Raw genomic sequence first — 24,913 nt, forward strand, 5'->3', positions numbered from 1 at the left:
GGAGCCGCTTCTTCACCCTTGCTGCAAGCAGCGAGAGCCAGCGAGCTGGCAACGGTAGCGAGAACGAGAACAGTCTTGCGCATAATCATGCCCCCTATGGTTTTAGGCGGCCCCAGCCTAACTGATGAAAGGGGCTCCTAGCAATCAGGAAATTGTATCGCCCTTCAATTGCTTATCCGATCCGGGCGGCAACCAGCGCCTTGAGGTCGGCTTCCGGGCGGGCACCGTAGTGCGAAATGATCTCTGCCGCGCAGATCGCGCCGGTGGTCAGGCAGTCGGCCACCTTCCAGCCGCGAACGTGCCCGAACAGGAAGCCGGCGGCGAACAGGTCGCCCGCTCCGGTCGTGTCGACCACCTGGTCGATCGGCTCGGCCGGGACTTCGAAGCGTTCGCCCCCGGTGACCGCAACGGCCCCCTTTTCGCTGCGGGTGACGACCAGCACCGGCACCTTGGGCGCGAGTTCGGCAAGGCCCTTGTCGAAATCGTCATGCCCCGTCAGCGCGGCCAGTTCGACGTGGTTGGCAAACAGGATGTCGATCTCGCCAGTTTCGATCATGGCGCGGAAATCGGCGCCGTGGCGTTCGATCACGAAGGCATCGGACAGGGTGAAAGCGACCTTGCGGCCCGCATCCTTGGCCGCCGCGATCGCCCGGCGCATGGCCGCGCGCGGTTCCTCGGGATCCCACAGGTAGCCTTCAAGATAGAGCACGCTGGCGGCGCGGATCGCGGCCTCGTCAAGCGCGGCGGCGGGCAGGTACTGCGACGCGCCGAGGAAGGTGTTCATCGTGCGCTGGCCATCGGGGGTCACGAAGATCAGGCAGCGCGCCGTCGGCGGATCGCCCGCGCGCGGCGCGGTGCCAAACGAGATCCCGCCGGCACGAATGTCGTGGGCGAAGACTTCGCCAAGCTGATCGTCAGCGACCTGTCCGATGAAGGCGCATTTCGCGCCCAGTGCGGCAAGCCCGGCCAGCGTATTGGCCGCCGAACCGCCCGAGATCTCACGCGCCGGGCCCATCGCGTCGTAAAGCGAATGGGCGCGTTCGGTATCGATCAGGGTCATGCCCCCACGAACCATGCCGAGTTCCTCGACGAGTGCATCGCTGCACGGTGCCATGACATCGACGATGGCGTTGCCGATGGCGATCACGTCAAACTCGGGCTGGGACATAGGGGAGGGCTTCCTTATGGATGCATTGAATTTTCAGCGACCGTGGCTAGCGGTCATGTCGCCGCAGGGCAAGGCCGCTCGGCGTTGACAGCCGGCGCTATGGAGGCAATGCGCGATGTCGATGAACCGCAAGGCCCTTTTCTCCCTGACGCTGCCGCTGCTGCTTGCCGCCTGTGGTGGAGGTGGAGGCGTCCAGACCGCCGCCAGCAAGCCCGTCAAACCTGCGGTGCGTCCGGCCACAAATCAGGTCGTCGTGCGCCAGCCGGTTCGTGTGCCGCCGCCCGCCCCCAAGCGCCAGGTCGTGCCCGGGCTCGAAGGCGTGATCGGGGCGACGCCCGATGCCCTGGTGCGGCGCTTCGGCCCGGCGCGGCTCGATGTCTACGAAGGCGATGCCCGCAAGCTGCAGTTCGTCGGTCCTGCCTGCGTGCTCGACATTTATCTCTATCCGCCTGCGCCCGGCCGCGAGGTCGAAGCGTCCTACGTCGAAGCGCGCCGCGCCAGCGATGCCCAGGATGTAGACGACGTCGCCTGCGTCAAAGCCCTTACGAAACGCTGAATTCGCAGCGCCGACCTCCTGGTGGTTCCCGTTCGAGGGTAACCCGGATTTAAGGATAGCTGCCTATACCCCGTCCCCGAATACCCAAGGGGACATTGACGTCATGAGCATGCATTTCCGGGACCTCGCATTGCAGGCAGCGGCCGATGGAGTGATCGGTGCACAGGAAATCCTCGAGCTGCGCCGCGCCGGCTGGGCCGACGGCAAGATGGATCCCGAAGAGGCCGAAGCCCTTTTCGAGGCCAATGACCGCCTCACTGAGCCGAGCCGCGAATGGGCCGAATTCTTCGTCGAGGCGCTGACCGAATTCATCGTCAACACGGTTGAACCGCGCGGCTATGTCGACGAGTTCATGGGCGACGAACTGATTGAACGGATCAAGAAGAACGGCCGCGTCAGCTCGCTGGCAGAGCTCGAATTGCTGGTCAAGGTGATGGAAAAGGCGACCAGCGTGCCCCGGCGCGTCAAGGACTTCGCGCTCGAGCAGATCGAGGAAGCCGTGCTGAACGGCGACGGGCCGACCCGCGATGGCGAGCTTTCACCCGGCGTGATCAATTCGACCGAATGCGCGCTGCTGCGCCGGATGATCTTCGCTGCCGGTGGAGATCGCCCGGCCAGCGTCAGCAAGGCCGAGGCCGAGATGCTGTTCCGCATCAAGGATGCCACGATCTACGAAAGCAACGCGCCCGAATGGGAAAAGCTGTTCGTTCAAGGCGTTGCGAACTTCCTGCTCGGCTTTGGCGGGCATGAACCCCTGCCGCGCGAACGCGCTGCGCAACTGGAATCGTTCATGAATGCCGAGGGCGCCGGGATCGGCAGTTTCCTCTCGCGCATGCTGCGCAGCGATGTCGACAACAATGCCGGTGCCGCCTTTGGCAGCCTGCTCGAGATGGGTTCGCAAGGCCCCGATCTGGATGACGACGTTGCCGAGGCCGGCAAGTTGACCCAGGCCGAAGAGCTCTGGCTGCTCGATCACATCGACGCCGACGAGGAACTCGATCCGCTCGAAAAGGCGCTGCTGGCCTTCATCGCCGAAGAAACCGGCGAAGACCCGCTGCGCGGCTAACAGGGTTGGACTTATTTCCTCAGCCGCCCCTTCACCGTCACCCCGGGCTTGACCCGGGGTCCAGCTGCCTGTTGCAGCATGGCAGTTGCAGGCAATGCCCCGAAGTGAAGAAGCGGGATCCCGGGTCAAGCCCGGGATGACGTCGGGCCAGATGCCGCGACCGGAATTCCGGCGGCTAGACGGTAAAGCTTTCGCCGCAGCCACAGCTGCCCTTGGCGTTGGGGTTCTGGAACACGAACCCGGCGGTAAAATCGTCTTCCTGCCAGTCCATCGTGCTGCCGATCAGGTAGAGCACGCTGGCGCCATCGATGAAGAAGGTGCCGCCGGGCGTCTCGATCCGTTCGTCGATCGGGTTCGCCTCGGCCACATAGTCGACCGAATAGGCCAGGCCCGAACAGCCCCGGCGCGGCGTGGAAAGCTTCACCCCGACAGTGCCCTCGGGCGCCTCGCTCATCAACTTGGCGATGCGCGCCTCGGCCGAAGGGGTCAGGATCACGGCGGCGGGCCGCTGGCGGGTAGTCGTGGTCATCACAGCATCCCCAGTTCGAGGCGGGCTTCATCGCTCATCTTGGCCGGATCCCATGGCGGGTCCCAGACCAGATTGACCTCGGCATCGCGCACGCCCGGCACCGCGCCGACGCGCAGCTCGACCTCGCCCGGCATCGATTCGGCCACCGGGCAGTGCGGCGTGGTCAGCGTCATGGTCACCACCACGCCGCCATCATTGGTCACATCGACGCCGTAGATCAGGCCAAGGTCATAGATGTTGACCGGGATTTCAGGGTCGAAAATGTCGCGCAGCGCAGCGATCACCGCCTCGTAAAGGTCGCCGCCCGGCTCACCCGGAGCCACGCCCTCGGCCTTTTCGGCCAGGAAGCCTTCAAGGTAGTCGCGCTTGCGCTCCAGCTTTTCGGCAGGCGTTTCCGCATCCTCCACCTTCGCGCGCGGCGGGGCGTTCACGCTGCTGACTTCTTCGATCGTGAATTTAGGTTCCTCACTCACGCGAAAATCCTTCTGGTCCGTTCAATGCCGCGCAGCAGCGCGGCGATATCTTCCGAATTGCTGTAAAGCCCGAAACTGGCCCGTGCGGTCGCCGGCACGCCGAGGTGGTCCATCAGCGGCTGCGCGCAGTGATGCCCGGCGCGGATCGCGACGCCCTCTTCGTCCAATATGGTGCCGAGGTCGTGCGGATGCACCCCTTCGAGCGCGAAACTGACGATCCCGGCGCTGTCTTCCGGCCCGAACAGCGTCACGTCATTGGCCTCGCGCAGCGCCTCACGCAGCTCGCGCACCAGCGCGGCTTCGTGGGCATGAATCGCAGCCAGCCCGATGGCGTTGACATAGTCGATCGCCGCAGCCAGCCCGATCGCCTCGACGATCGCGGGGGTGCCGGCCTCGAACCGCTGCGGCGCGGGGGCATAGGTCGTGCGCGCGAAGGTCACCCGGTCGATCATCGCGCCGCCGCCCTGCCATGGCGGCATGTCGGCCAGGATCTCCGCCTTGGCCCACAGCGCGCCGATCCCGGTCGGCCCGTAGAGCTTGTGCGCCGAGAACACGTAGAAATCGCAGCCCAGCGCCGCGACATCGACGGCAAGGCGCGGCACGGCCTGGCAGCCATCGAGCAGCAGCTTCGCGCCCACGCCCTGCGCCAGCGTTGCCGCGCGGCGGCAATCGAGCACCGAGCCAAGCACGTTGGACACATGGGCAAGCGCCACCAGCTTGTGCGCCGGCGTGAGCATCGCCTCGGCAGCGTCGAGATCGATCCTGCCGTCTGCGGTGAGCGGGCAGACGTCGATTGCCACGCCAGTCCGTTCCGCCAGCAGCTGCCAGGGCACGATGTTCGAATGATGCTCCAGCACGGAGAGCAGGATGCGGTCCCCGGCCTTCAGGTTCACCTGTCCCCAGGTCTGCGCGACGAGGTTGATCGCCTCGGTCGCGCCGCGGGTGAACACCACTTCGTCCTCGCGCCCGCCGATAAAATCCGCGACGCGGCGGCGCGCCGCCTCGAACGCGAGGGTCATTTCCGCCGAGCGGGCATAGACCCCGCGGTGCACGGTCGCATAGTCGCGGCCCATCGCGTTCACCGTGGCGTCGATTACCGCCTGCGGCTTTTGCGCGGTGGCCCCGCTATCGAGGTAGTGCCAACCGTTCGCCAGACCCGGAAAATCGGCGCGCAGGTCTGGCCGGAGGAGCATCGCCGTTGTCACAGCAGCGCCTCCAGCGCTTTGAGCGCGGCGTTCTGCAACGCCTCTTCCTCTGCCGCGCCGACAAAGGCTTCGGCGATGAAAGCCTGCAGCATCAGCCGCTTGGCGTCGGCCGGGGGCAGCCCGCGCGAGGCGAGATAGAACAGCCCGTTCGCGTCAAGCTCGCCGACCGCGCAGCCGTGCGCGCACTTGACGTCGTCGGCATAGATTTCGAGTTCCGGGCGGGCATTGGCCGTCGCCGTCCGGTCAAGCAGCATGGCGCGGACCGACTGTTCGCCGTCCGTGCCATCGGCCCCGCGCTCCACCAGCACCTTGCCAAGGTAATTGACCGTCGCGTTGCCGCCCGCGACCGAGCGCACCAGCTGGCGGCTGACCGCGTCCTTGCCGGCGTGAGTCACGTGGGTCACGATTTCCAGCCGCGCCTCGCCGCCCGCCAGCTGCGCCGCGCCAAGCGTGAATTCGGCCCCTTCGCCCAGCTCAGCCCGGACCGCGATCCGGCCATAGGCAGGGGACGCATTGAGCACGTGGAGCGTGAACTTCGCGTCCGGTGCCAGCGTGATCGCCAGCTCCCGTACCGCCGCTTCACTGCCGGTGTTGGCGATCGCCAGCGCGCCTTCCTCGCCCGCGCCCAGCACCACTTCCTCCACCGCGACCGGCCACAGCGGGGCCAGCGCGGCGAGGTCCGCATAGCGGTAGTCCTCGTCCTTGCGGGTGGGTAGGACCATCATGGGCATCGTTTCCAGCCAATGACCTTGGGCCGGGCCAATGCCTTGCCGTCAGTTGAAACAATCCGCTCGCTGAGCTGCAGACCATTGCCGCCAAGTGTCAGAATGAAGATCTGCCGCTGCTCATCCTCTGCTGACAGCCACGTGACCGAAACGCGGATGCGGTTCGATGCCAACTTTTCAACCCGGTCGACCCGCGCATCAAACTCACCATCGTCGATCTGGTTCGCGGCGATGTACAACCGGACGTGATTTTCACCGGTCGAGCAAGACTGATGGGCGACGACCCAGTTCCCGGTAAATGACACCGGGATGGTGGCCACTGCCATAGCGCCGGCTGCCAACCCAATCATGCCGCAACCGCCTCGTAACCGTGCTCTTCCAGCTCGAGCGCCAATTCCGGCCCGCCGGTCCTGACGATCCTGCCGCCCGCGAGGACGTGGACGAAGTCTGGCTTCACGTAATCGAGCAGGCGCTGGTAGTGCGTGATCAGCAACACGGCCTTGTCAGGCTTGCGCATGATCGCGTTGATCCCTTCGCCGCAGATCCGCAGCGCGTCGATGTCGAGGCCTGAATCGGTTTCGTCGAGGATCGCGAGGCTCGGATCGAGGATCCCCATCTGGACCATTTCCGCGCGCTTCTTCTCGCCGCCCGAAAAGCCGACGTTCACCGGGCGCTTGAGCATGTCCATGTCCATCCGCAGCAGCCCGGCCTTGTCGCGCGCCAGCTTGAGGAATTCGCCGCCCGACAGCGGTTCCTCGCCGCGGCTCTTGCGCTGGGCATTGGCGCTTTCACGCAGGAACTGGACGAAGGACACGCCCGGAATCTCGACCGGGTACTGAAAGCCCAGGAACAACCCCGCCGCCGCGCGCTCGTGCGGTTCGAGCGCGAGCAGGTCCTCGCCCTTGAAAGTCACCGCACCGCCGGTCACTTCGTAACCCGGCCGCCCGCCGAGGGTATAGCCAAGAGTCGATTTGCCCGCACCGTTCGGCCCCATGATCGCATGGACCTCGCCCGGATTGATGGTGAGGCTGAGCCCCTTGAGGATCGGCTTGTTGGCCACCTTGGCCTGGAGATTTTCAATTTTCAGCATAATGTCATTTGCCCTGCATGCAGTTGGCAAGAAAATCGGTGCGCAGTTCATCGACCAGCGCGCGCCAGCTGATTTCCACCGCGCGGGCATCTTCGAGCTGGCGTTGCCGCGCATCGAGCGCGGCCAGACTGGCCGCAATTGCGGCCTGATCGGCGGGCACGGTGGCCTTGGCCTGGCGCGCCAGCAGGTCGGCACGGTCACGCGCGATGGACTGCTGTTCGGCATAGGCGGCAGCGGCAAACTGGCTGCGGCGGTGCGGCTCAGCCTTGGTCAGCGCCTGCATCGCCCCACGATCGCAGCGCTTGACCGCCTCGAGCGCGGGCGCGGCCTCGGGCCCTTCAAAAACGGCGGCCATCAGCAGCAGCGGCGCGATCATCCGACGCTCCCTTCAAGGCTGATTCCCAAGAGCTTCTGCGCCTCGACCGCAAATTCCATCGGCAGCTGCTGCAGCACTTCCTTGGCGAAGCCGTTGACGATCAGCGCCACGGCCGATTCCTGATCCAGCCCGCGCTGCATCGCATAGAACAGCTGGTCGTCGCTGATCTTGCTGGTGGTCGCCTCGTGCTCGATCTGGGCGCTCGGATTGCGCACCTCGATATAGGGCACGGTATGAGCGCCGCAGTCCTTGCCGAGCAGCAGCGAATCGCACTGGGTGAAGTTGCGCACGCCCTCGGCCTGCGGGGCGACGCGCACCAGGCCGCGATAGGTGTTGTTGCTCTTGCCGGCCGAAATGCCCTTGGACACGATCGTCGAACGGCTGCCCTTGCCGTTGTGGATCATCTTGGTGCCGGTATCGGCCTGCTGGTAATTATTGGTGACGGCCACCGAATAGAATTCGCCCACCGAATCCTCGCCATTGAGGACGCAGGAGGGGTACTTCCACGTGACCGCAGAGCCGGTTTCGACCTGGGTCCAGGAAACCTTGCTGCGCGCGCCCTGGCACAGCGCGCGCTTGGTGACGAAGTTGTAGATCCCGCCCTTGCCCTGGGCATCGCCCGGATACCAGTTCTGCACGGTCGAATACTTGATCTCGGCATCGTCGAGCGCGACCAGTTCGACCACGGCGGCGTGGAGCTGGTTCTCGTCGCGCTGCGGCGCGGTGCAGCCTTCGAGGTAGGAGACATAGGCCCCCTTGTCGGCCACGATCAGGGTGCGCTCGAACTGGCCGGTGTTTTCCGCGTTGATGCGGAAATAGGTCGACAGTTCCATCGGGCAGCGCACACCTTCGGGGACATAGACGAAAGTGCCATCCGAAAAGACCGCGCAGTTGAGCGCGGCGAAGAAATTGTCGCGCACCGGGACGACCTTGCCCAGCCAGCGCTTCACCAGTTCGGGGTATTCGCGGATCGCCTCCGAAATGGACAGGAAGATCACCCCGGCCTTTTTCAGCTCGTCGCGGAAAGTGGTGGCGACGCTGACACTGTCGAACACCGCATCCACGGCCACCTTGCGCGCACCCTCGACCCCGGCGAGCACCTTCTGCTCTTCCAGCGGAATGCCGAGCTTCTTGTAGACCTCGAGGATCTCGGGATCGACCTCGTCGAGGCTCGAGAGCTTCTTCTTGGGCTTGGGCGCGGCGTAGTAATAGGCGTCCTGGTAATCGATTGGCGGGATATTCAGCTTGGCCCAGTCCGGCATCGGCATGGTCAGCCAGTGACGATAGGCCTTGAGCCGCCATTCGAGCATCCATTCCGGCTCGTTCTTCTTGGCCGAAATGAAGCGGATCGTGTCTTCGCTCAGCCCCTTGGGGGCGAATTCGGTGTCGATCTGGGCCGACCAGCCGTGCTCGTAATCCGCCACCTTGGCCGCAGCATCGCGCGCGGCCTGATCCTTGATCGCGGCATCGTTGACGGTCTGGCTCATTGCACCTGCTCCGCCAGGCGGGTGAGCGGCACATCGGCCAGCGCGCTGCGCACCGCATTGCCGACGATTCCCCAGTGCGGCTTGACCGTGCAGCCGCCATCCAGCGCGCAATCGTTACGCGCAGTATCGACGCAGGGGGTCAGCGCGATCGGGCCTTCAACCGCCTCGATGATGTCGGCGAGCGTGATCGCGGCAGCCGGCCGCGCGAGCTTGAGCCCGCCGCCGACCCCGCGCGAAGAACGCAGCAGGCCCGCAGCGGTCAGGCGGCTGACCAGCTTCTGTACTGTCGGCACCGGCAGCCCGGTTTCTTCGGCCAACTGGCCCGCAGAGACGCGCACGCCGCCGCAATGGCGCGCGGCGGCGCTCATCGTGACGACGGCATAATCGGCCATGCTGGATAGGCGCATGCGTGCTTCCCGGAAAATCAGAGTGATTCTTTCCGATTTCCCTTAAGCGTCTTTCCCACGCATTTCAATCGTCGGGAATCCGCGCGATGTTCGGCCGAAATTCACGGTAGTTGCGCAGCGCGATCGCACTTTGCAGCACCGATTCATCGGCGGCCGCGAGGCGCTGCGGCGTGCGGCCCACGAACCGGCGCACTTCGCGGATCATGTGCGATTGATCGTAGAACAGGTTGACCAGGCCAGCGGCCTTTTCGTCGCTGGTCTCCGCAGATTGCAGCAGCGCGACAACCCGCAGCGCCCGATATTTTCGGGCCAGCTGCTTGGGTGTGCTGCCGAAATAACGGGCCACCAGCCGTTCGAGCTGACGCGGGGAATAGCCGGTCCGGGCCAGCAGCTCGGGTAGCTGCGGGTCGATTCGGTCCGACATCCAATCGGCCACCTGCCCGATCAATCTCACATGCTGCGGATTGAGCGGGCCAAGCCGTGCGCCGATATGCTCGGCCAGCAGCATGGCCAGATCCGCATCGCTGGTCTGGCCCTCGGCCGCGAGCCGGCGAATCCGTATGCCCAGGTCATGAATCCCGTCCCCCAGCAGTGCATCGGCATCATCTGCGCGATCCACGTGCCGCGATGCATCCAGTTTTGTGAGTGTCGCCCAGCCGAGCGGAGATAGCGCTGCGGCAAGCATGTCGAGCGGGCCATCGACCTTCAATTCGACCGCAGCATTGGTTGGCGCCAGCAATGTTTCAGGATGGGCTTGATCGGTCCGCCCATCGGCGAAACGCATTGTTCCGTTGCCGGCAATGACGATCGCAAGGTAGCCGACGGCCGCCGGCAGCATATCGCGAATCTCGCGTTCCATGCAACGCAGCGTGAACAGGGTCGTGATGTAGGGCTGCAGCGCAGGCGGAGCTGGGTAGTGTTGCAGCCTGAGCAGGGATGGAGGTGTCAATTCGCGTTCAACTCGAGGTTGACGCGTCTGGGTGGTCGCATCCGGCATAAAGACGGATTTTCCCGCAACCATCCCCAAAAGGCAATTGCATAAAAAAAGGCGGCTCCGAGGTAGGGACCAGGGAGCCGCCCCTTAAGTTTAAGAACTCGAAGCAGGATAGCCACGAGCCCTTCGGGTCGCAAAAATGGAAATAGCCCAACGAACTATCGGTCAGATTGTATGGATTCGCCATCGAGCCCCTTGAAATTGCCTCGGGAATGGATTGGAAGCGTTTCCAACTTTGAGTCGGGCGCCCCCGCCCAGCGTGCCTCGATCATCGACTCACGCCTTCGACGCTGCCATAGGCGCCGACGATGCTTTACCAATTGCTCCGCCCCGCCCTGTTCCTGCTCGATGCCGAAGCGGCGCACGGCCTTTCGCTGGCCGCGCTCAAGGCCATGCCCTTTGGCGCCCTGCCGCCGGCAGACGGGCCGCTGGCGACAACCGTGGCGGGTCTGTCCTTTCCCAATCCCCTGGGCATGGCGGCTGGCTTCGACAAGAATGGCGAAGTGCCGGACGCCCTGCTGCGACTCGGTTTCGGCTTTGCCGAGGTTGGTTCGATCACGCCGTTGCCGCAATCCGGCAATCCGCGCCCCCGCCTGTTCCGCCTGGCCGAGGATCACGGCGTGATCAACCGCATGGGCTTCAACAATGGCGGCGCGCAAGCGGCGGTTGCGCGGCTCGCGCGGCGGGCTGGGCGGCCCGGCATCGTCGGAATCAACATCGGCGCGAACAAGGATTCGGCCGACCGGAGCGCCGACTATGCGACGATGGCCCGCCTGATGGCCCCGCTCGCCTCCTATCTGGCGGTCAATGTGTCGAGCCCGAATACGCCGGGGCTGCGCGCTTTGCAGGATGAGAGTGCGCTGACCGCACTGCTCGACGCCGTGCTCGACGCGCGTGGCCGCGGCGGACCGCCGGTGTTCCTGAAGGTCGCGCCCGATCTCGAGCCCGCCGATATCGACGCAATCGCCCGGATCGCGATCGACAAGCAGCTGGGTGCGCTGATCGTGTCGAACACCACGATTTCGCGACCGCCGCTGCAATCTGCCAACGCGCACGAAGCTGGCGGCCTGTCCGGCGCGCCTTTGCGGGATCTCGCCCAGCAGCGTCTGCGGGATTTCCGCACTGCGACCGGCGGGGCCGTGCCGCTGATCGGGGTCGGCGGGATCGCCACGGCAGAAGACGCCTGGGCGCGAATTCGCGCCGGGGCCGACCTCGTGCAGCTCTATTCGGCAATGGCCTATGCCGGCCCCGGGATTGCCCGCAAGATTACGCGCGGATTGGTGAAATTGATGCGCCGCGACGGCTTCAGCAGCATTGCCGAGGCGGTCGGAAGCGAATAGCCTGCGGGGCATGAAAACCCGCTTCGCTGCTCTTTTGCTGGCTCCGCTGCTCGCGGCGGCCTGCTCCACCACCAACACTCCCCCCGCCGCCGCTTCGGCTCCGGTCGCAACCTCCGCCGCCGTCTATCCCGGCGGCATGGTCAGCGCAGCCGATCCGCGCGCCGCCGATGCCGGGACACAGATGCTGCGGCAAGGCGGCAACGCCACCGACGCCGCCATCGCGACCATGCTGGCGCTGTCGGTGGTCGAGCCGCAAAGCTCCGGAATCGGTGGCGGCGGCTTCTTTGTCGAGACCGACGCCGCCGGCCATGTCGTGACGATCGACGGGCGCGAGACCGCACCGGCTGCCGCCCACCCGCACTGGTTCTTCAAGGATGGCAAGCTGTTGTCCTTCCCCGAAGCGGTGCCCGGCGGCACCAGCGTCGGCGTGCCCGGCAACATGGCGCTGGCCGCCAAGGCCCACAAGGAACACGGCAAACTGCCCTGGGCCACGCTGTTCGCCCCTGCGATCAAGCTGGCGCGTGACGGTTTCGAGATCACGCCCCGCTTGTACGGAATGCTCAAGACCAATGCCAAGGTTGCCGGCTTCACGAGCGAGGGCCGCGCCCTGTTCTATGGCACCGATGGCGAGCCTTTGCCGGTGGGAACCCTGGTGAAGAACCCCGCGATGGCGACCACGCTCGAAGCGCTGGCCGCCGGCGGGCCGCGCACTTTTTACGAGGGCGCGAACCCGCGCGCGATCGTGGCGCGGGTTACCAACGCGCCGGTCAATCCCGAACCGATGACCGAGGCGGACATCGCCGCCTATGCAGCCAAGGACCGCGCCCCGCTGTGCGGAACCTATCGCGGCTACAAGGTCTGTTCGATGGGCCCGCCATCGTCGGGCGCGACCACGGTGATCGCGACGCTGAAGATGCTCGAACGCTTCGACCTCGGCGCATTGGGCAAGGATTCGCCGGTGGCCTGGCACCTGATCGCCGAATCGATGCGGCTCTCCTATGCCGACCGCAACCGCTATACGGCCGACAGCGATTTCGTGCCGGTGCCCGCCGAGGGGATGATCGATCCTGCCTACCTGGCCAAGCGCTCCGCCCTCATCGATCCGGGCAAGACCATTTCATCGGTCACCGCCGGCACCCCGCCGGGCGCGGAGAAGCTGGCCTGGGCTGACCCGGCCATGGCCGAGGAGCACGGCACCTCGCATTTCGTGACGATCGACCGGACCGGCAACGCGGTCAGCTATACCTCCACCATCGAAAGCCCCTTTGGGTCTGGCCTGATGGTCGATGGCTACTTCCTCAACAACGAGCTGACCGATTTCGACATGAATCCCGAGCTCGACGGCCGCCAGGTCGCCAACCGGGTCGAAGGCGGCAAGCGTCCGCGTTCCTCGATGAGCCCCACCCTGGTGTTCGGTCCCGATGGCAAGCTGCGCCTCGCCGTTGGCGCGGCGGGCGGGGCGACCATTCCCGCCCAGGTGATCCGCGCGATCATCGGCGTGATCGACTGGAATATGCCCGCTCAGGATGCGCTGGGCCTGCCGGTGATCTTCGCGCCGGGGATCGACACGATCTTTATCGAACAGGGCAGCAGCCTCGAAGCGATGATCCCGGCGCTGAGGGCATTGGGGCACGATCAGGTCGTGCCGCGCGCTCTGCCGCTCAAGGCGAATGCCATCGAAGTGATCGATGGCGCCTTGCGCGGCGCGGCCGATCCGCGCAGCGAGGGACAGGCTATTCCCGAATAGTCGGCTTGCCGCTGCGGCCAAGCCGTCCTAGCAATGGCGTAAGGCCGGGCGGAACAAGCCCGGACACGGGCAAGAGGCGTGCGCGAAAGGGGCTTGTGCGCAGTGGTTGATATTTCCGATCTGCCGACCAGCCGGAACCTGGTCGAACTGTTCTTCAATCGTGCGGAAGCACGCGGCGACGCGCCGTTCCTGTGGGCCAAGCGCGATGGCGCCTGGCAATCGATCAGCTGGGCCGACGCGGCGCGGCAGGTATGCCAGCTGGCCGAGGCGCTGCGCGGTCTTGGGCTGGAAGACGGCGACCGGGTGATGCTGGTATCCGAAAACCGGCCCGAGTGGTGCATCGCCGACTTCGCGATCATGGCGGCGGGCTGCATCACGGTGCCAGCCTATGTCACCAACACCGAGCGCGACCATCTCCACATCCTCGACAATTCGGGTGCGCGGGCCGTGATCGTGGCGAACGACAAGCTGGCCAAGCCGCTGCTTCCAGCCGTGCTGCGTTCCGGCCAGGCCAGGCAGGTGATCGGGATCGAGCCGCTGCGCATCGCCCAGACCAGCACCTTCGAGTACCACGAATGGGCCGCGCTTACCGAGGGCGACAGCCCGGCCGCGCGCGCGGCCGTGATGGAGCGCATCGCCGGCATCGGCCGCGAGGATACCGCCTGCCTGATCTACACCAGCGGCACCGGCGGCGCGCCGCGCGGGGTGATGCAGCACCACGGCGCGATCCTGTGCAACATCGACGGCGCGGCCCGCGTGCTGGCCGAGGACTTCGGGCTGGATGACGACGTGTTCCTCTCGTTCCTGCCGCTGAGCCACGCCTACGAGCATACCGGCGGGCAGATGCTGCCGATCTCGGTCGGCGCACAGATCTATTATTCCGAAGGCCTCGAAAAGCTGGCCAGCAACATCGAGGAAGTGCGCCCGACGATCATGGTCGTGGTGCCGCGCCTGTTCGAAGTACTGCGCACCCGGATCATGAAATCGGTCGAGAAGCAGGGCAAATTCCCCAATTACCTGATGGGCCGGGCGATCGCGATCGGCACGCTGAAGGCCCAGGGCCGAGAACGGCTGCGTGACAAGCCGATGGACCTGCTGCTCGAACGCGCGCTGCGGCCCAAGATCCGCGCGCGGTTTGGCGGACGGCTGAAAGCGATGGTTTCGGGCGGCGCGCCGCTCAACCCCGATATCGGCGTGTTCTTCGATTCGATGGGGCTGACCATGCTGCAGGGCTATGGCCAGACCGAGGCGGGGCCCGTGATCAGCTGCAACCGCCCTGCCGCAGGCCTCAAGATGGACACCGTCGGCCCGCCGCTCCACGGGGTCGAAGTGAAGATTGCGGAGGACGGTGAAATCCTGGTGCGCGGCGAACTGGTCATGCACGGTTATTGGCGCAACGAGGCGGAGACCGCACGGACCCTCGTCGACGGCTGGCTCCACACCGGCGATATCGGCCATATCGACGAGGCCGGGCGGATCGTCATCACCGACCGCAAGAAGGACATGATCGTCAACGACAAGGGCGACAATGTCTCGCCCCAGAAGATCGAGGGCATGCTGACCTTGCAGACCGAGATCGCCCAGGCGATGGTAGTGGGTGACAAGCGGCCCTACATCGTTGCGCTGATCGTGCCGGATGCGGAATGGGCGCTCGAATGGGCGCGCGCCAACGACGAAAAATTCGATTTCCACGAACTGCAGGACCTGCCCGCTTTCCGCAGCGCCGTGCGCGCCGCGATCGACCGGGTGAACCAGGACCTTTCGGTGATTGAAAAGGTGCGCCAGTTCGCCTTTGCCGAAGAAGCCTTCTCAATCGAGAACGAGGAAATGACCCCCAGCCTCAAGATCCGGCGCCACAAGCTGAAAGAGCGCTACGGCGCGCTGCTCGACGGATTGTACAAGGGATGATGGCCGAGGCGGTGCTCGCCGCGATCCCGTGGGATCAGGCCGCGACGATGATCGACCTGGAAGGCCGCACCCCGATTATCGGGACGATACGCGACTGCGCGATGCATTTCGCGCTCTACAAGCCGCACGCGCGGAGCAATGCCCGCGTGCTGCTGACCCGGCCGGTGTTCCGCGAAGGCCGCCAGACCCGCACCTGGATCCTCGAGCCGGAAGAGATCGAGCAGCTCACCCAGCGGATGCGGCGCGAAGCGAACTAGGCGCTATAGTGCCTTGATCGTGCTGACCGAGCGGTTGTCGTTCCAGTGCGAATGAACCTGGGCCTCAAACCCGCGCGGGCGGTCGGCAAGGTAGCGGGTGGATAGCCACAACCGCTTGAGGTGGCGCTTGACCCCGTTCTCGACGTCGTCCTCGTATTCGCTGCGGCCGTGGAGCACGTGGTAGTTGTTGATGAACTGCATCTCGCCGGGAGCAAGGTCCATATAGACGTTGAACTCCGGACGCTCGGCCATTTCCATGATCGCATCGAGCGCCTCGACCGCAAGCGGAGAGAGGCGCGGAGCATCCGCGTGACGCTGGGATGCCTTGATGTAGCTGGGCACATAGCGGCAGAACAGGCGGCCCTGATGCTCGGTGAACACCGGGCGGATGTAATAGGGCCGGGTGCCGGGGGCTTCCTCGCCCCGGAAATCCCACGGCAGTTCCTCATAAAGCGCGGCGACCAGATCGGGCCGGGTCTGGACCAGCTCGTTGTAGATCGCGACCACGTTCGCGACGCAGGACTTGCCCCCACGCTTGGCCGCGCGCAGGCACATCAGGCCGACGAGGTCCGACCCGTCCGTATGATAGGACAGTGCGATCAGCCCCAGCTCGTTGCCGCGCGCGGTGGGATCGTTCGGGCTTTTGCCCTGGTCGGTCACGTCCCCCATCACGTGGCCATACTTGTTCTGCGGCCACGGATTGCCGAGGTGCATCCCGATGCCCCAATAGAGCATGGTCAGCTCATCATCGTTGTAGCGCGCGGTATCGAGCCGCGAGATCCGCTGAAACCCGCGCCCGTCGATCAATTCGCGTTCGATTTCGGCGAGCTTGGGCACCAGCCGGTCGAGCGGAAAATCCTCGCGCGTGATGTCCATCAGGTTGGACGAGCGCGCCTGGGCATGGCGCAGCGCCGCGTCGAGCTCGCGCTGGTCTGCCTCGTCGAGATCGAGCGTCCAGGCGTCCGGATCCTGCACATCGCCGGAGCGCCAGTTGACGTGGGTTTCAAGTGGGCGCGGGGTGAAGGTCACTTTCCCCTCCCGGTTCAAGCCGCCGCCGGAGCGGGCTGCGATCCGCGCACCAGCCGTCCGGGCAGTGCGCCGGTCGGCGCGCCATCACGATAGGTCACCTGTCCCGCCACCATCGTGTGCGTATAACCCGTCGCCCGCTGGAGCAGGCGCTTGCCGCCGGCGGGCAGGTCATAGGCCATTTCGGGGCGCTGGCAGCCTAGCCTGGCGAAATCGATCACGTTGATGTCGGCGCGCATCCCCGGCGCGATCACCCCGCGGTCGAGCAGGCCCATGGCGCGGGCGTTGTCCGAGGTCTGGCGTTTGACCAGCGTGGCAAGGTCGATCCGCCCGTGCGCGCGGTCACGCCCCCAGTGCGAGAGCAGGTAGGTCGGGAACGAACCGTCGGAAATCAGGCCGACGTGCGCCCCGCCATCGCCCAGCCCCATCAGCGTGTTCTTGGCCCCCAACATCTCGCCGGTATCGTCGAGGTTGAAGTGCGCATAGTTGGCGAACGGCAGCAGCATGAAATCGCGCCCATCGTTGGCGATCATCAGGTCATAGGCGACCTCGTTCGCGCTGCGCCCTTCACGCCGCGCCTGGTTGGCGAGCGACGTTTCCTCGCCCGGTTCGTAGTTCGGCGGATCGCCGAGCGGGAAGATCATGCCGTAATTGGTCAGCATCCGCGTCGCGGTCAGTACCTGGTTCGTCTCGCCCGCACCGCCGCCATCGGCTTCGAGCAGCAGCTGCGCCCGGAACGAGGGATCGCGCATCGCGGCAAGCCGCTGGTCGAACGGCAGCGCGGAGATCTTCTGGTAGCTCGGCAGGTGCGAGAACGGGCTGGCGCTGGCCTGCAGCCCCAGCAGCAGGCCGATCGGGCGCGGGGCGACCTGGGCCTTGATTTCCAGCCCGTCCTCGTTCGCGCGGTCGATCATGCCGAGCAGGTCGCGCCAGCCATCGGGCTTGGAGTGCGCCTGCCCCAGCGACAGCGATAGCGGCCGCCCCGAAGCGGCGACGATCCGCCTGACCATGGCAAATTCGGTTTCGACATCGGGCTGGTTGAAGTCCGAAATCAGTTCGAGCACGCCCTTGCCGGCATCCTTCTGACCCAGCGCGATCCCCATCAGCTCGGCTTCGGTGGCGCGCAGCGAGGGGGTGGGATCGCCCTTCACCGTGCGGTGGTTGAGCGTGCGCGAGGTGGAAAAGCCGATCGCGCCGGCCGCCACGGCCTCGGCAGAAAGGCGGCGCATCTGGGCGATGTCGTCCTCGGTCGCGGCTTCCAGGTTGGCGCCGCGTTCGCCCATCACGAACACCCGCAGCGCGCCGTGAGGCAGCTGGGCGCAGATATCCATGTCGCGCGGGCGGGCATCGAGCGCATCGAGGTATTCGGGAAAGCTCTGCCAGTTCCACGCCAGCCCTTCGTGGAGCGCAGTGCCGGGAATGTCTTCCACCCCTTCCATCAGTTCGACCAGCCGGTCGCGGTCCTGCGGCTTCACCGGCGCGAAGCCGACCCCGCAATTGCCCATCACCGCCGTGGTCACGCCGTGCCAGCTCGACGGCTGCATCCGGCTGTCCCAGGTGGCCTGGCCATCGTAATGGGTGTGGACGTCGACGAAGCCCGGTGTGACGATCTGGCCGCGGGCATCGATTTCCTCTGCGCCGCGATCCGGAACCTTGCCGACTGCGACAATCTTGCCTGCGGCAATGGCAATATCGGCTTCGCGCAATGCTGCGCCGGTTCCGTCGGCGACGGTCCCGCCGCGAATCACGCAATCGAGCTGCCTGGCCATACTCTCCACTCCAATTCTTTTTATCGGAGCGAAGACTATGCCCTTGCGAGCACATGTCCAGAGGATTGCCGAACTTTTTTAATCGTGCGGTTAAGCTGCCTCTTTTTCGATCCACTCAGGATAGAACGAGGGTTCGCGCACCGACCAGCCAGGCGCGGTTGCGGCCGCCTCGCTGATCGACTGGAGCAGGTGCTTGCGCCGTTCGGGCCGGATCTGCGGCAGCGCACTCGCCGCGCAGAAGGCGGAAGGCAGGAACGGACGCACTTCGGCGCCGAGCAGGCGCTCGTACAGGAAGCGGAAGGCCGAAAAGCTCTCGATTCGCTCCTGCACGATATCGAACGCGGCAACGCGCACCAATTTGCCGATGAAGGCGTCGATGCCCTCGAACCCGCTTTCATCGGGGATCGCTCCGCGCAGCGCCTTCAATTCCTGATAGACCACATACTGGCTACGAATTGCAGCCGTTTCAGCCGCGTCGCGCGCCCACAGCTTGAAGGCGTCCTGGCGGCCCAGCCCGATATCCAGACTGCGTTTGATGTAGCGCTGCTCACATGGTGCAAAGCTGGCGAACTCGCGAAGTTCGGCAATGGTCAACGAAGCGGTGGTGGTATTGCTCATCATGCGGCCCCAAGTTCGCTACTTGGGAGCACTTCACCAGAATATGATTATCAACCCGTTAACCATGACCGCTAAATCAGTCCTGCCAGCGGGCTAGATGGATCCGCGTACTTGCGTGTCGCCATGCGTCCGGCACGGTAGGATTCGCGCCCGGCCTCGACCGCCAGCTTCATCGCGCGGGCCATGCGCACCGGATCCTTCGCCTCGGCAATGGCCGTGTTCATCAGGACGCCGTCGACGCCCAGTTCCATCGCCACAGCGGCGTCGCTCGCCGTGCCGACCCCGGCATCGACCAGCACCGGCACGTTCGCCCCTTCGACGATCAGGCGGATCGTCACCCGGTTCTGGATGCCAAGACCCGACCCGATCGGAGCCCCCAGCGGCATCACGGCCACCGCGCCCGCTTCTTCCAGCTGCTTGGCCGCAATGGGATCGTCGACGCAGTAGACCATCGGCAGGAAGCCCTCTTTCGCGAGGACTTCGGTCGCCTTCAGCGTTTCGCGCATGTCGGGGTAAAGCGTGCGCGCCTCGCCCAGCACTTCCAGCTTCACCAGGTCCCAGCCGCCCGCTTCGCGCGCCAGGCGCAGGGTGCGGATCGCGTCATCGGCCGTGAAGCAGCCGGCGGTGTTGGGCAGGTAGGTAATCTGCTTGGGATCGATGAAGTCCGTCAGCATCGGCGCCTTGGGGTCGGAGATGTTGACCCGGCGCACCGCGACGGTGACGATTTCCGCTCCGGAAGCTGCCACGGCGGCCGCGTTCTGGGCAAAGTCCTTGTACTTGCCGGTCCCGACGATCAGGCGCGAACGGAAGGTGCGGCCTGCCACGGTCCAGCTGTCATCGTCGTCCTGGCCGCCGCCAACGAAGTGGACGATCTCCAAAACGTCGCCATCGGTCAAAACAACATCGGCAAGCGTGGAGCGGGGGACGATATCGCCATTGCGCTCGACCGCGACCTTGGCCGGATCAAGTTCAAGCGCGCGGACCAGGTCGGCAATCGAACCGGGCGCGGCGCGGCGCGGTTCACCGTTGACGGTAAGGGAAAGCTGAGCGGACATGGGTCCGCAGATAGCGATCAGTGCGAGCAGCGCAAGTTGCGGATGTGCGCCCAGCCCAGCAAAGCAACGCCAGCGATCGTCAGCACCGCCTCGGCAGTGCCGTGTCCGGTGAACAGCGCCACCGCCATAAGTGCGATCCCGGCAGCACCCGCCTGCAGCGGAACCGGATCGCCGTGACGCACCACACCCATGACCAGCGTGGTCGCCCCGACGCCAATCGCAAGCGCCAGGCCAATGCGGTGGATCGCAGGGGCAAGCAGGATTTCCCCGCCCAGGCCAAGTCCCGCGACAAGGAACAGGCCGGCCAGGCAATGCAGCGCGCAGAGCCCCGAAAGGATCACGCCAAACCGGTCAAGCCGGCCTCGAATCATGAGAATCGCTTCACGCATTGCGCGGCCCATGTATGTGATGATGTAACATCATTCAAGGACAAGCCTGCACTTTGGATACGGTTTGCCGTATTGCGCTTGCGCTTTGCCGCAGAGCGAAGCAGTGAGCCGCCATGACGCAACGCAGCTCTGAGTCTGACCCTCGCCCGTTGGCGCTGTCGCGCTGGCTGTTCGTGGTTGCCGCGCTGGTGGTGACGATGGTGGCGGTCGGCGGCATCACCCGGCTCACCGAATCCGGCCTGTCGATCACCGAATGGAAGCCGATCAGCGGCGCGATCCCGCCGATAACCGAGGCACAGTGGCAGGCCGAGTTTGCAGCCTATCAGAAGATCCCGCAGTATACCGAGATCAACGGCCCTGCGGGCATGACCCTGGCCCAGTACAAATACATCTTTTTCTGGGAATGGTTCCACCGCCTGATCGGGCGGACCATCGGCCTGGCCTTTGCGCTGCCGCTCGCCTGGTTCTGGATCAAGCGCCAGATCCCCACGGGATACCACGCCCGGCTCGTCGGGTTGCTGATGCTCGGCGGGCTGCAGGGCGCGGTCGGCTGGTGGATGGTCAAGTCCGGCCTGACCCACGACGTGAAGGTGAGCCACTTCCGCCTTGCGACCCATCTCTTGCTGGCTCTCACCACGCTATCCGCGCTGGTCTGGACTGCGCTGGACCTGCGCGGGGAAGCGCGCGGGATCGGCAAAGCCAGGATCACCGGCTTTGGCCTGCTCGCGCTGGCGGCGCTGGCGCTGCAGCTGTTCCTTGGCGCGCTGGTTGCCGGATTGCGCGCCGGCTACGTCTCGGGTTCGGGATGGTTCAACTGGCAGGCCTGGCCGCTGATGCAGGGCAAGCTGTTTCCAGCCGGGGTCGATTGGACGAAAGGCGCCGGGCACGCGGTGGTCTCCGATCCCTTCCTGGTGCATTTCATCCATCGCTGGTGGGCCTGGGTGGTGGTCGCGGTCCTGATCGTGCTCGCGCGCAGGCTGCGCGCGAACCACCGGGCCGCTTCGATCGCAATCCACAGCGCCTTTGGCACTCAGGTCCTGCTGGGCATTGCCACGGTGATGAGCGGCATCGCGATCTGGCTGGCCGTCCTGCACCAGTTGGTCGGCGCGTTGCTGGTGATCGCGGTCACCTGGGGCGCGCAAGCGCTTGGCAGGCCGCTGGACCAGCGCACGCACTGACGCCGAAAACCTCAGGCTTACCCGTATCGGTATTTACCGTTATAGAATACGCTGCGGGCGGCACCTTCAGGGCGCCAAATGCTTGGGGCTGACACTTTCCCAGGTTCGATTGTCGGGGAAGTGCACAGCCATGGAGGAACTTGGCGTGCTGTTTTGTCATTGCGCCCGAATGCCGGAAATGATGCCATGAGCCGGCGCGCGCTCCTGTTGGGCAGCGTCGCGGCGATGGCTCCCGCAGTGCTGATTGCCAGCCACGCAGCCGCAGCACCCGGCGGCATCCTGCAGCGCTTTGCCCCGCCAAGCGAACCCATGGTGCTCACCCGCACACTGGTGCGGACCCTGCGCGACGGCAAGGAAATCGTCGTTCGCCGCAGCTACGCGGTTCGCTTCACCGCGAATGGCGACGGTTACCTGCTCGAAGGACACCAGATCGAGGCAAGTGTCGACGCGCCTGCCAAGTTGGCCTCGCTCGCCGATATCGAACGGAGCCGGATCGACAAGGACATGTTCCCGATCCGGCTCGATGCGGCCGGCCAGATCGCGGCGCCGCAGCACAAGCCCGGCCTCAAGAGCCCGGCCCACGACGCCGCGGTCAGGCAATCGCACCGCCTGGTCGATCAATCGAAGCTTTCCCCGGCCCTGAAACAGGAGGCGCACCAGCAGGTGACCCAGCTTGGCGCGGCCAGCGCCGACGGCGAGGATTGGCCGGCCGATCTGTTCAGTCCGCTGGCGACGGATCGCACGCAGCGCCAGCGATTCGCCTTGCCCGATGGCGGCGTGGGCGAGGTCGAAGTATCCATCCGCATCGTCGGCAAGGCCGACAGCGGCATTCCCGCGCGGGTCGAACGTACGGTAACCACCGTGATTTCGGGCGATAGCCGGATCTCGCGCGAGGTCTGGACACTGGGCCCCGCCAACCGGATCGACTGACTTCCCCGGCATTTGCGGTATTATTTTACCTCTCTGCAAGCCCGCCGGATCGCTTGACTTTGCCCACCTATTCCTCGAAAGGGCCCCGTTCCCGCGATCCCGGCCCATTTCTGAGGAATGGCCGGACGTGGATTCGCATTCACAGGGTCAAACCTAAGGAAGGGCCAGCCATGAAGGCGCTCAGCAAGGTCACCCGGTCGATCAAACCGGCCGAGGTGGAAAAGAAGTGGCATCTGATCGATGCCGACGGTCTGGTGGTCGGGCGTCTCGCCGTGATCATCGCCAATCATCTGCGCGGCAAGCACAAGCCGAGCTTCACCCCGCACGTTGACTGCGGCGATCATGTCGTCGTCATCAACGCCGACAAGGTGCGCCTGACGGGCAACAAGCTCAAGCAGAAGACCTATTACAAGCACACCGGCTATGCCGGCGGCATCAAGGAAGTGACCGCCGACAAGGTGCTCGGCGGCCGTTTCCCCGAGCGCGTGCTTGAAAAGGCTGTGGAACGCATGATCCCGCGCGGTCCGCTGGGCCGTGCGCAGATGCGCGCCCTGCACCTCTACGCCGGCGCCGAGCATCCGCATGCGGGCACCCAGCCCCAGCCGCTCGACGTTGCTGCCCGCAACCGCAAGAACAAGGTGGGTGCCTGATGTCCGATAACACTCTCAGCGATCTGGCCGACCTGACCGGCGCCGATATCGCCGCCACCCCTGCCGCTCCTGCCGCGCCGCTGCGCGAAAAGGAAATCGACGCGCAGGGCCGCGCTTATGCCACCGGCCGCCGCAAGGACGCCGTGGCCCGCGTGTGGATCAAGCCGGGCACCGGCAAGATCACCGTCAACGGCCGCGACCAGGAAGTCTACTTCGCCCGTCCGACCCTGCGTCTGGTGCTGAACCAGCCGTTCCAGGTCTCGGAACGCGAAGGCCAGTACGACGTGATCGCCACCGTCAAGGGCGGCGGTCTCTCGGGCCAGGCCGGTGCGGTCAAGCACGGCATCTCGCAGGCGCTCGCCAAGTACGAGCCGGTGCTGCGCAGCGCTGTGAAGGCCGCCGGGTTCCTGACCCGCGACAGCCGCGTCGTTGAACGCAAGAAGTATGGCCGGGCCAAGGCTCGCCGCAGCTTCCAGTTCTCGAAGCGCTAAGATCCTGGCCTGCGGGCCGATCGAACAAACGAGGCGGGGTTTCGGCCCCGCCTTTTTTGCATCCGCCAGCGAGGCGGTAATCCCATCAACGGCTTAGGTTCAGCGGACCTTGGCAGCCGCCGCGTCCGGCCCCGAGTGCTCAACCCCCGAGTGCCCACCAGGGCCGGGCAACATGAAGGCGTGCGACAGCGCGTGGTAGAGCTTTTCCGGGCAAACCCGGGCGCTGACGAAATCGGCAATCAGTGCAGTCGCGAACAGCGGCAGGATCATGCCGCGGCTCGCGGTTGTTTCCATGATGATGATCACGGCGGTGAGCGGCGCGCGCACGACCCCGACGAAATAGCCCGCCATGCCAAGCAGGACGACCGCCCCGGCCGGCTCGTTCGGCAACAGCGCGGTGAGCATCTGGCCAAGCCCCGCTCCGGCGCTGAGCGAGGGCGCGAAGATCCCGCCCGGGGCGCCACTGATCGCGGTTGCCGCGGTGGTGACGAACTTGGCAAGTCCGAACAATGAGCCTCCACCATCGCCATGGCCTTCGATCATGCCGCGCGTGATCGCATAGCCTGTTCCCCAGGTCGCGCCATTGGTCAGCAGGCCGACCGCTGCAACGACCGCGCCGCAACCGATCGCGAAGACCACCCGCTGACCGGACAACAGGCGGACCAGAGGGCTGCTTTGCTGGGCGAAGGCGACCAGTACAAGCGAGAACAGCCCCCCAGCGACGCCGCCAACGATCCCGGCGATGGGCGCAAGCAGCAAAACGCTTTTCACGCCCAGCACATCGTGGGTCACGCCGAAATAGACATAGTCGCCTGACACGCCGAGGCTGACCATGCCGGCCACCATCACCGCGCCCATCACCAGCATCGTGACCCGCTGTTCATAGGCCGAAGCCAGTTCCTCGATCGCGAAGGCCACCCCGGCAAGCGGCGTATTGAACGCCGCCGCAACGCCAGCTGCACCGCCCGCGATCAATACGCCGGCAGTGACGCGGACCCGCATCAGGCGGTGGGTCCAGACCATGATCGCCGCGCTGATCTGCACCGTTGGCCCCTCGCGCCCGACCGAACCGCCAACCAGCAACATGCCCAGCGTCAGCCAGAACTTGATGAAGGCCGTGCGCAACGACACCAATGGCCCGCGCGCCGCGCGCACCGGCGATTGCACCGCCGCGATCACCTGCGGAATCCCCGATCCGCGCGATTCGGGCGAAAGCTTGGTGGTCAGCCAGGCAAACAGGCCAAACGCGGCTGGGGTCAGCAGCATCGGCACATAGGGCTGGTCTGCGCGCACGGTCTGGAACAGGGACTGGGCAAAATCGCCCAGCTTGGCGAAGAGGATTGCCACCAGCCCGAGCAGCACCGCACCAAGCAGTGTCGCAATGCGGCGGCGGGCATCGGCAAGTTCGGCCTTGCCGCTGCGCAGCGCCTGCCAGCCACTGCGGATTCGGGTGAAAAGGGCTGGTTGTTGCTGCAAGGC

Annotated in this window: 27 protein-coding genes; 10 read left to right on the forward strand and 17 right to left on the reverse strand. The window is 65.5% G+C overall.

Annotated elements, in window-relative coordinates:
- Nucleotides 1–172: 172 nt before the first annotated feature.
- Nucleotides 173–1,168: an adenosine kinase gene (locus ACE3SN_RS07260; RefSeq protein WP_374528806.1), complete on the reverse strand. Its 996-nt coding sequence runs from the start codon at nt 1,166–1,168 to the stop codon at nt 173–175.
- 121 nt (nt 1,169–1,289) lie between these two features.
- Between ACE3SN_RS07260 and ACE3SN_RS07265 the strand changes: the two genes are divergently transcribed.
- Nucleotides 1,290–1,724 (forward strand): hypothetical protein, encoded by a 435-nt coding sequence (locus tag ACE3SN_RS07265; RefSeq protein ID WP_374528808.1) that lies wholly within the window; start codon nt 1,290–1,292, stop codon nt 1,722–1,724.
- Nucleotides 1,725–1,827: 103 nt separating this feature from the next.
- On the forward strand, nt 1,828–2,790 hold the full coding sequence (locus ACE3SN_RS07270) for a hypothetical protein (RefSeq protein WP_374528810.1): 963 nt from the start codon (nt 1,828–1,830) through the stop codon (nt 2,788–2,790).
- Between the two features lie 175 nt (nt 2,791–2,965).
- On the opposite strand, the gene ACE3SN_RS07275 is transcribed toward ACE3SN_RS07270, so the two are convergent.
- The 10 genes from ACE3SN_RS07275 to ACE3SN_RS07320 all read right to left on the reverse strand — a co-directional run bounded on the left by ACE3SN_RS07275 (nt 2,966) and on the right by ACE3SN_RS07320 (nt 10,079).
- Entirely contained in the window at nt 2,966–3,319 is a 354-nt protein-coding gene (locus tag ACE3SN_RS07275) for a HesB/IscA family protein (RefSeq protein ID WP_374528812.1), read from the reverse strand.
- Nucleotides 3,319–3,792: an SUF system Fe-S cluster assembly protein gene (locus ACE3SN_RS07280; protein ID WP_374528813.1), complete on the reverse strand. Its 474-nt coding sequence runs from the start codon at nt 3,790–3,792 to the stop codon at nt 3,319–3,321. The genes ACE3SN_RS07275 and ACE3SN_RS07280 overlap by 1 nt, the downstream gene beginning before the upstream one ends.
- Complete coding sequence (locus tag ACE3SN_RS07285; protein ID WP_374528815.1) at nt 3,789–4,985, reverse strand: cysteine desulfurase; 1,197 nt, start codon at nt 4,983–4,985, stop codon at nt 3,789–3,791. The genes ACE3SN_RS07280 and ACE3SN_RS07285 overlap by 4 nt, the downstream gene beginning before the upstream one ends.
- 8 nt (nt 4,986–4,993) lie before the next feature.
- Nucleotides 4,994–5,728, reverse strand: a complete 735-nt coding sequence (locus ACE3SN_RS07290; protein WP_374528817.1) for a SufD family Fe-S cluster assembly protein — start codon at nt 5,726–5,728, stop codon at nt 4,994–4,996.
- A complete protein-coding gene (locus ACE3SN_RS07295) occupies nt 5,719–6,072 on the reverse strand; it encodes a hypothetical protein (protein ID WP_374528819.1) in 354 nt (117 codons plus the stop codon). The genes ACE3SN_RS07290 and ACE3SN_RS07295 overlap by 10 nt, the downstream gene beginning before the upstream one ends.
- Nucleotides 6,069–6,812 (reverse strand): Fe-S cluster assembly ATPase SufC, encoded by a 744-nt coding sequence (sufC, locus tag ACE3SN_RS07300; RefSeq protein ID WP_374528821.1) that lies wholly within the window; start codon nt 6,810–6,812, stop codon nt 6,069–6,071. The genes ACE3SN_RS07295 and sufC overlap by 4 nt, the downstream gene beginning before the upstream one ends.
- A 4-nt stretch (nt 6,813–6,816) precedes the next feature.
- Nucleotides 6,817–7,188: a hypothetical protein gene (locus tag ACE3SN_RS07305; RefSeq protein ID WP_374528822.1), complete on the reverse strand. Its 372-nt coding sequence runs from the start codon at nt 7,186–7,188 to the stop codon at nt 6,817–6,819.
- The gene (gene sufB, locus ACE3SN_RS07310; protein ID WP_374528824.1) at nt 7,185–8,675 is read right to left on the reverse strand and encodes a Fe-S cluster assembly protein SufB; all 1,491 of its coding nucleotides are present in this window, start codon (nt 8,673–8,675) and stop codon (nt 7,185–7,187) included. The genes ACE3SN_RS07305 and sufB overlap by 4 nt, the downstream gene beginning before the upstream one ends.
- Nucleotides 8,672–9,082 (reverse strand): SUF system Fe-S cluster assembly regulator, encoded by a 411-nt coding sequence (locus ACE3SN_RS07315; RefSeq protein WP_374528826.1) that lies wholly within the window; start codon nt 9,080–9,082, stop codon nt 8,672–8,674. Before ACE3SN_RS07315 ends, sufB begins: the two co-directional genes overlap by 4 nt.
- A 64-nt stretch (nt 9,083–9,146) precedes the next feature.
- A complete protein-coding gene (locus tag ACE3SN_RS07320) occupies nt 9,147–10,079 on the reverse strand; it encodes a helix-turn-helix domain-containing protein (protein ID WP_374528828.1) in 933 nt (310 codons plus the stop codon).
- Between the two features lie 305 nt (nt 10,080–10,384).
- On the opposite strand from ACE3SN_RS07320, the gene ACE3SN_RS07325 reads away from it, so the two are divergent.
- The 4 genes from ACE3SN_RS07325 to ACE3SN_RS07340 all read left to right on the forward strand — a co-directional run bounded on the left by ACE3SN_RS07325 (nt 10,385) and on the right by ACE3SN_RS07340 (nt 15,328).
- Complete coding sequence (locus tag ACE3SN_RS07325) at nt 10,385–11,416, forward strand: quinone-dependent dihydroorotate dehydrogenase (protein WP_374528830.1); 1,032 nt, start codon at nt 10,385–10,387, stop codon at nt 11,414–11,416.
- A gap of 10 nt (nt 11,417–11,426) precedes the next feature.
- Entirely contained in the window at nt 11,427–13,163 is a 1,737-nt protein-coding gene (gene ggt / locus ACE3SN_RS07330; RefSeq protein ID WP_374528832.1) for a gamma-glutamyltransferase, read from the forward strand.
- Nucleotides 13,164–13,265: 102 nt separating this feature from the next.
- Nucleotides 13,266–15,071: a long-chain fatty acid--CoA ligase gene (locus ACE3SN_RS07335; RefSeq protein WP_374528834.1), complete on the forward strand. Its 1,806-nt coding sequence runs from the start codon at nt 13,266–13,268 to the stop codon at nt 15,069–15,071.
- Complete coding sequence (locus ACE3SN_RS07340) at nt 15,068–15,328, forward strand: hypothetical protein (protein ID WP_374528836.1); 261 nt, start codon at nt 15,068–15,070, stop codon at nt 15,326–15,328. The genes ACE3SN_RS07335 and ACE3SN_RS07340 overlap by 4 nt, the downstream gene beginning before the upstream one ends.
- Nucleotides 15,329–15,331: 3 nt before the next feature.
- Here ACE3SN_RS07340 and ACE3SN_RS07345 read toward each other — a convergent pair whose 3' ends face one another.
- From ACE3SN_RS07345 to ACE3SN_RS07365, 5 genes are all read right to left on the reverse strand, one after another.
- On the reverse strand, nt 15,332–16,357 hold the full coding sequence (locus ACE3SN_RS07345) for a TauD/TfdA family dioxygenase (RefSeq protein ID WP_374528838.1): 1,026 nt from the start codon (nt 16,355–16,357) through the stop codon (nt 15,332–15,334).
- A 14-nt stretch (nt 16,358–16,371) separates the two neighbouring features.
- Nucleotides 16,372–18,123 (reverse strand): amidohydrolase family protein, encoded by a 1,752-nt coding sequence (locus ACE3SN_RS07350; protein ID WP_374528840.1) that lies wholly within the window; start codon nt 18,121–18,123, stop codon nt 16,372–16,374.
- A gap of 90 nt (nt 18,124–18,213) precedes the next feature.
- Entirely contained in the window at nt 18,214–18,741 is a 528-nt protein-coding gene (locus ACE3SN_RS07355; protein WP_374528872.1) for a hypothetical protein, read from the reverse strand.
- Nucleotides 18,742–18,812: 71 nt separating this feature from the next.
- Nucleotides 18,813–19,796, reverse strand: a complete 984-nt coding sequence (gene thiS / locus ACE3SN_RS07360) for a sulfur carrier protein ThiS (RefSeq protein ID WP_374528842.1) — start codon at nt 19,794–19,796, stop codon at nt 18,813–18,815.
- Between the two features lie 17 nt (nt 19,797–19,813).
- Nucleotides 19,814–20,185 carry a MerC domain-containing protein gene (locus ACE3SN_RS07365; protein WP_374528843.1) on the reverse strand — a complete coding sequence of 124 codons (372 nt, stop codon included), beginning with the start codon at nt 20,183–20,185 and terminating at the stop codon, nt 19,814–19,816.
- Nucleotides 20,186–20,298: 113 nt separating this feature from the next.
- Here ACE3SN_RS07365 and ACE3SN_RS07370 point away from each other — a divergent pair, with 113 nt between their 5' ends.
- From ACE3SN_RS07370 to rpsI, 4 genes are all read left to right on the forward strand, one after another.
- A complete protein-coding gene (locus tag ACE3SN_RS07370) occupies nt 20,299–21,363 on the forward strand; it encodes a COX15/CtaA family protein (protein ID WP_374528845.1) in 1,065 nt (354 codons plus the stop codon).
- A gap of 186 nt (nt 21,364–21,549) precedes the next feature.
- Entirely contained in the window at nt 21,550–22,293 is a 744-nt protein-coding gene (locus ACE3SN_RS07375; RefSeq protein ID WP_374528847.1) for a hypothetical protein, read from the forward strand.
- 170 nt (nt 22,294–22,463) lie between these two features.
- Nucleotides 22,464–22,943 (forward strand): 50S ribosomal protein L13, encoded by a 480-nt coding sequence (gene rplM, locus ACE3SN_RS07380; RefSeq protein WP_374528849.1) that lies wholly within the window; start codon nt 22,464–22,466, stop codon nt 22,941–22,943.
- The gene (rpsI, locus tag ACE3SN_RS07385; RefSeq protein ID WP_374528851.1) at nt 22,943–23,434 is read left to right on the forward strand and encodes a 30S ribosomal protein S9; all 492 of its coding nucleotides are present in this window, start codon (nt 22,943–22,945) and stop codon (nt 23,432–23,434) included. The genes rplM and rpsI overlap by 1 nt, the downstream gene beginning before the upstream one ends.
- Nucleotides 23,435–23,533: 99 nt before the next feature.
- On the opposite strand, the gene ACE3SN_RS07390 is transcribed toward rpsI, so the two are convergent.
- Nucleotides 23,534–24,910 (reverse strand): chloride channel protein, encoded by a 1,377-nt coding sequence (locus ACE3SN_RS07390; protein WP_374528855.1) that lies wholly within the window; start codon nt 24,908–24,910, stop codon nt 23,534–23,536.
- Nucleotides 24,911–24,913 lie beyond the last annotated feature (3 nt).

It is taken from the genome of Novosphingobium sp. (assembly GCF_041915465.1).
Taxonomy (GTDB): Bacteria; Pseudomonadota; Alphaproteobacteria; order Sphingomonadales; family Sphingomonadaceae; genus Novosphingobium.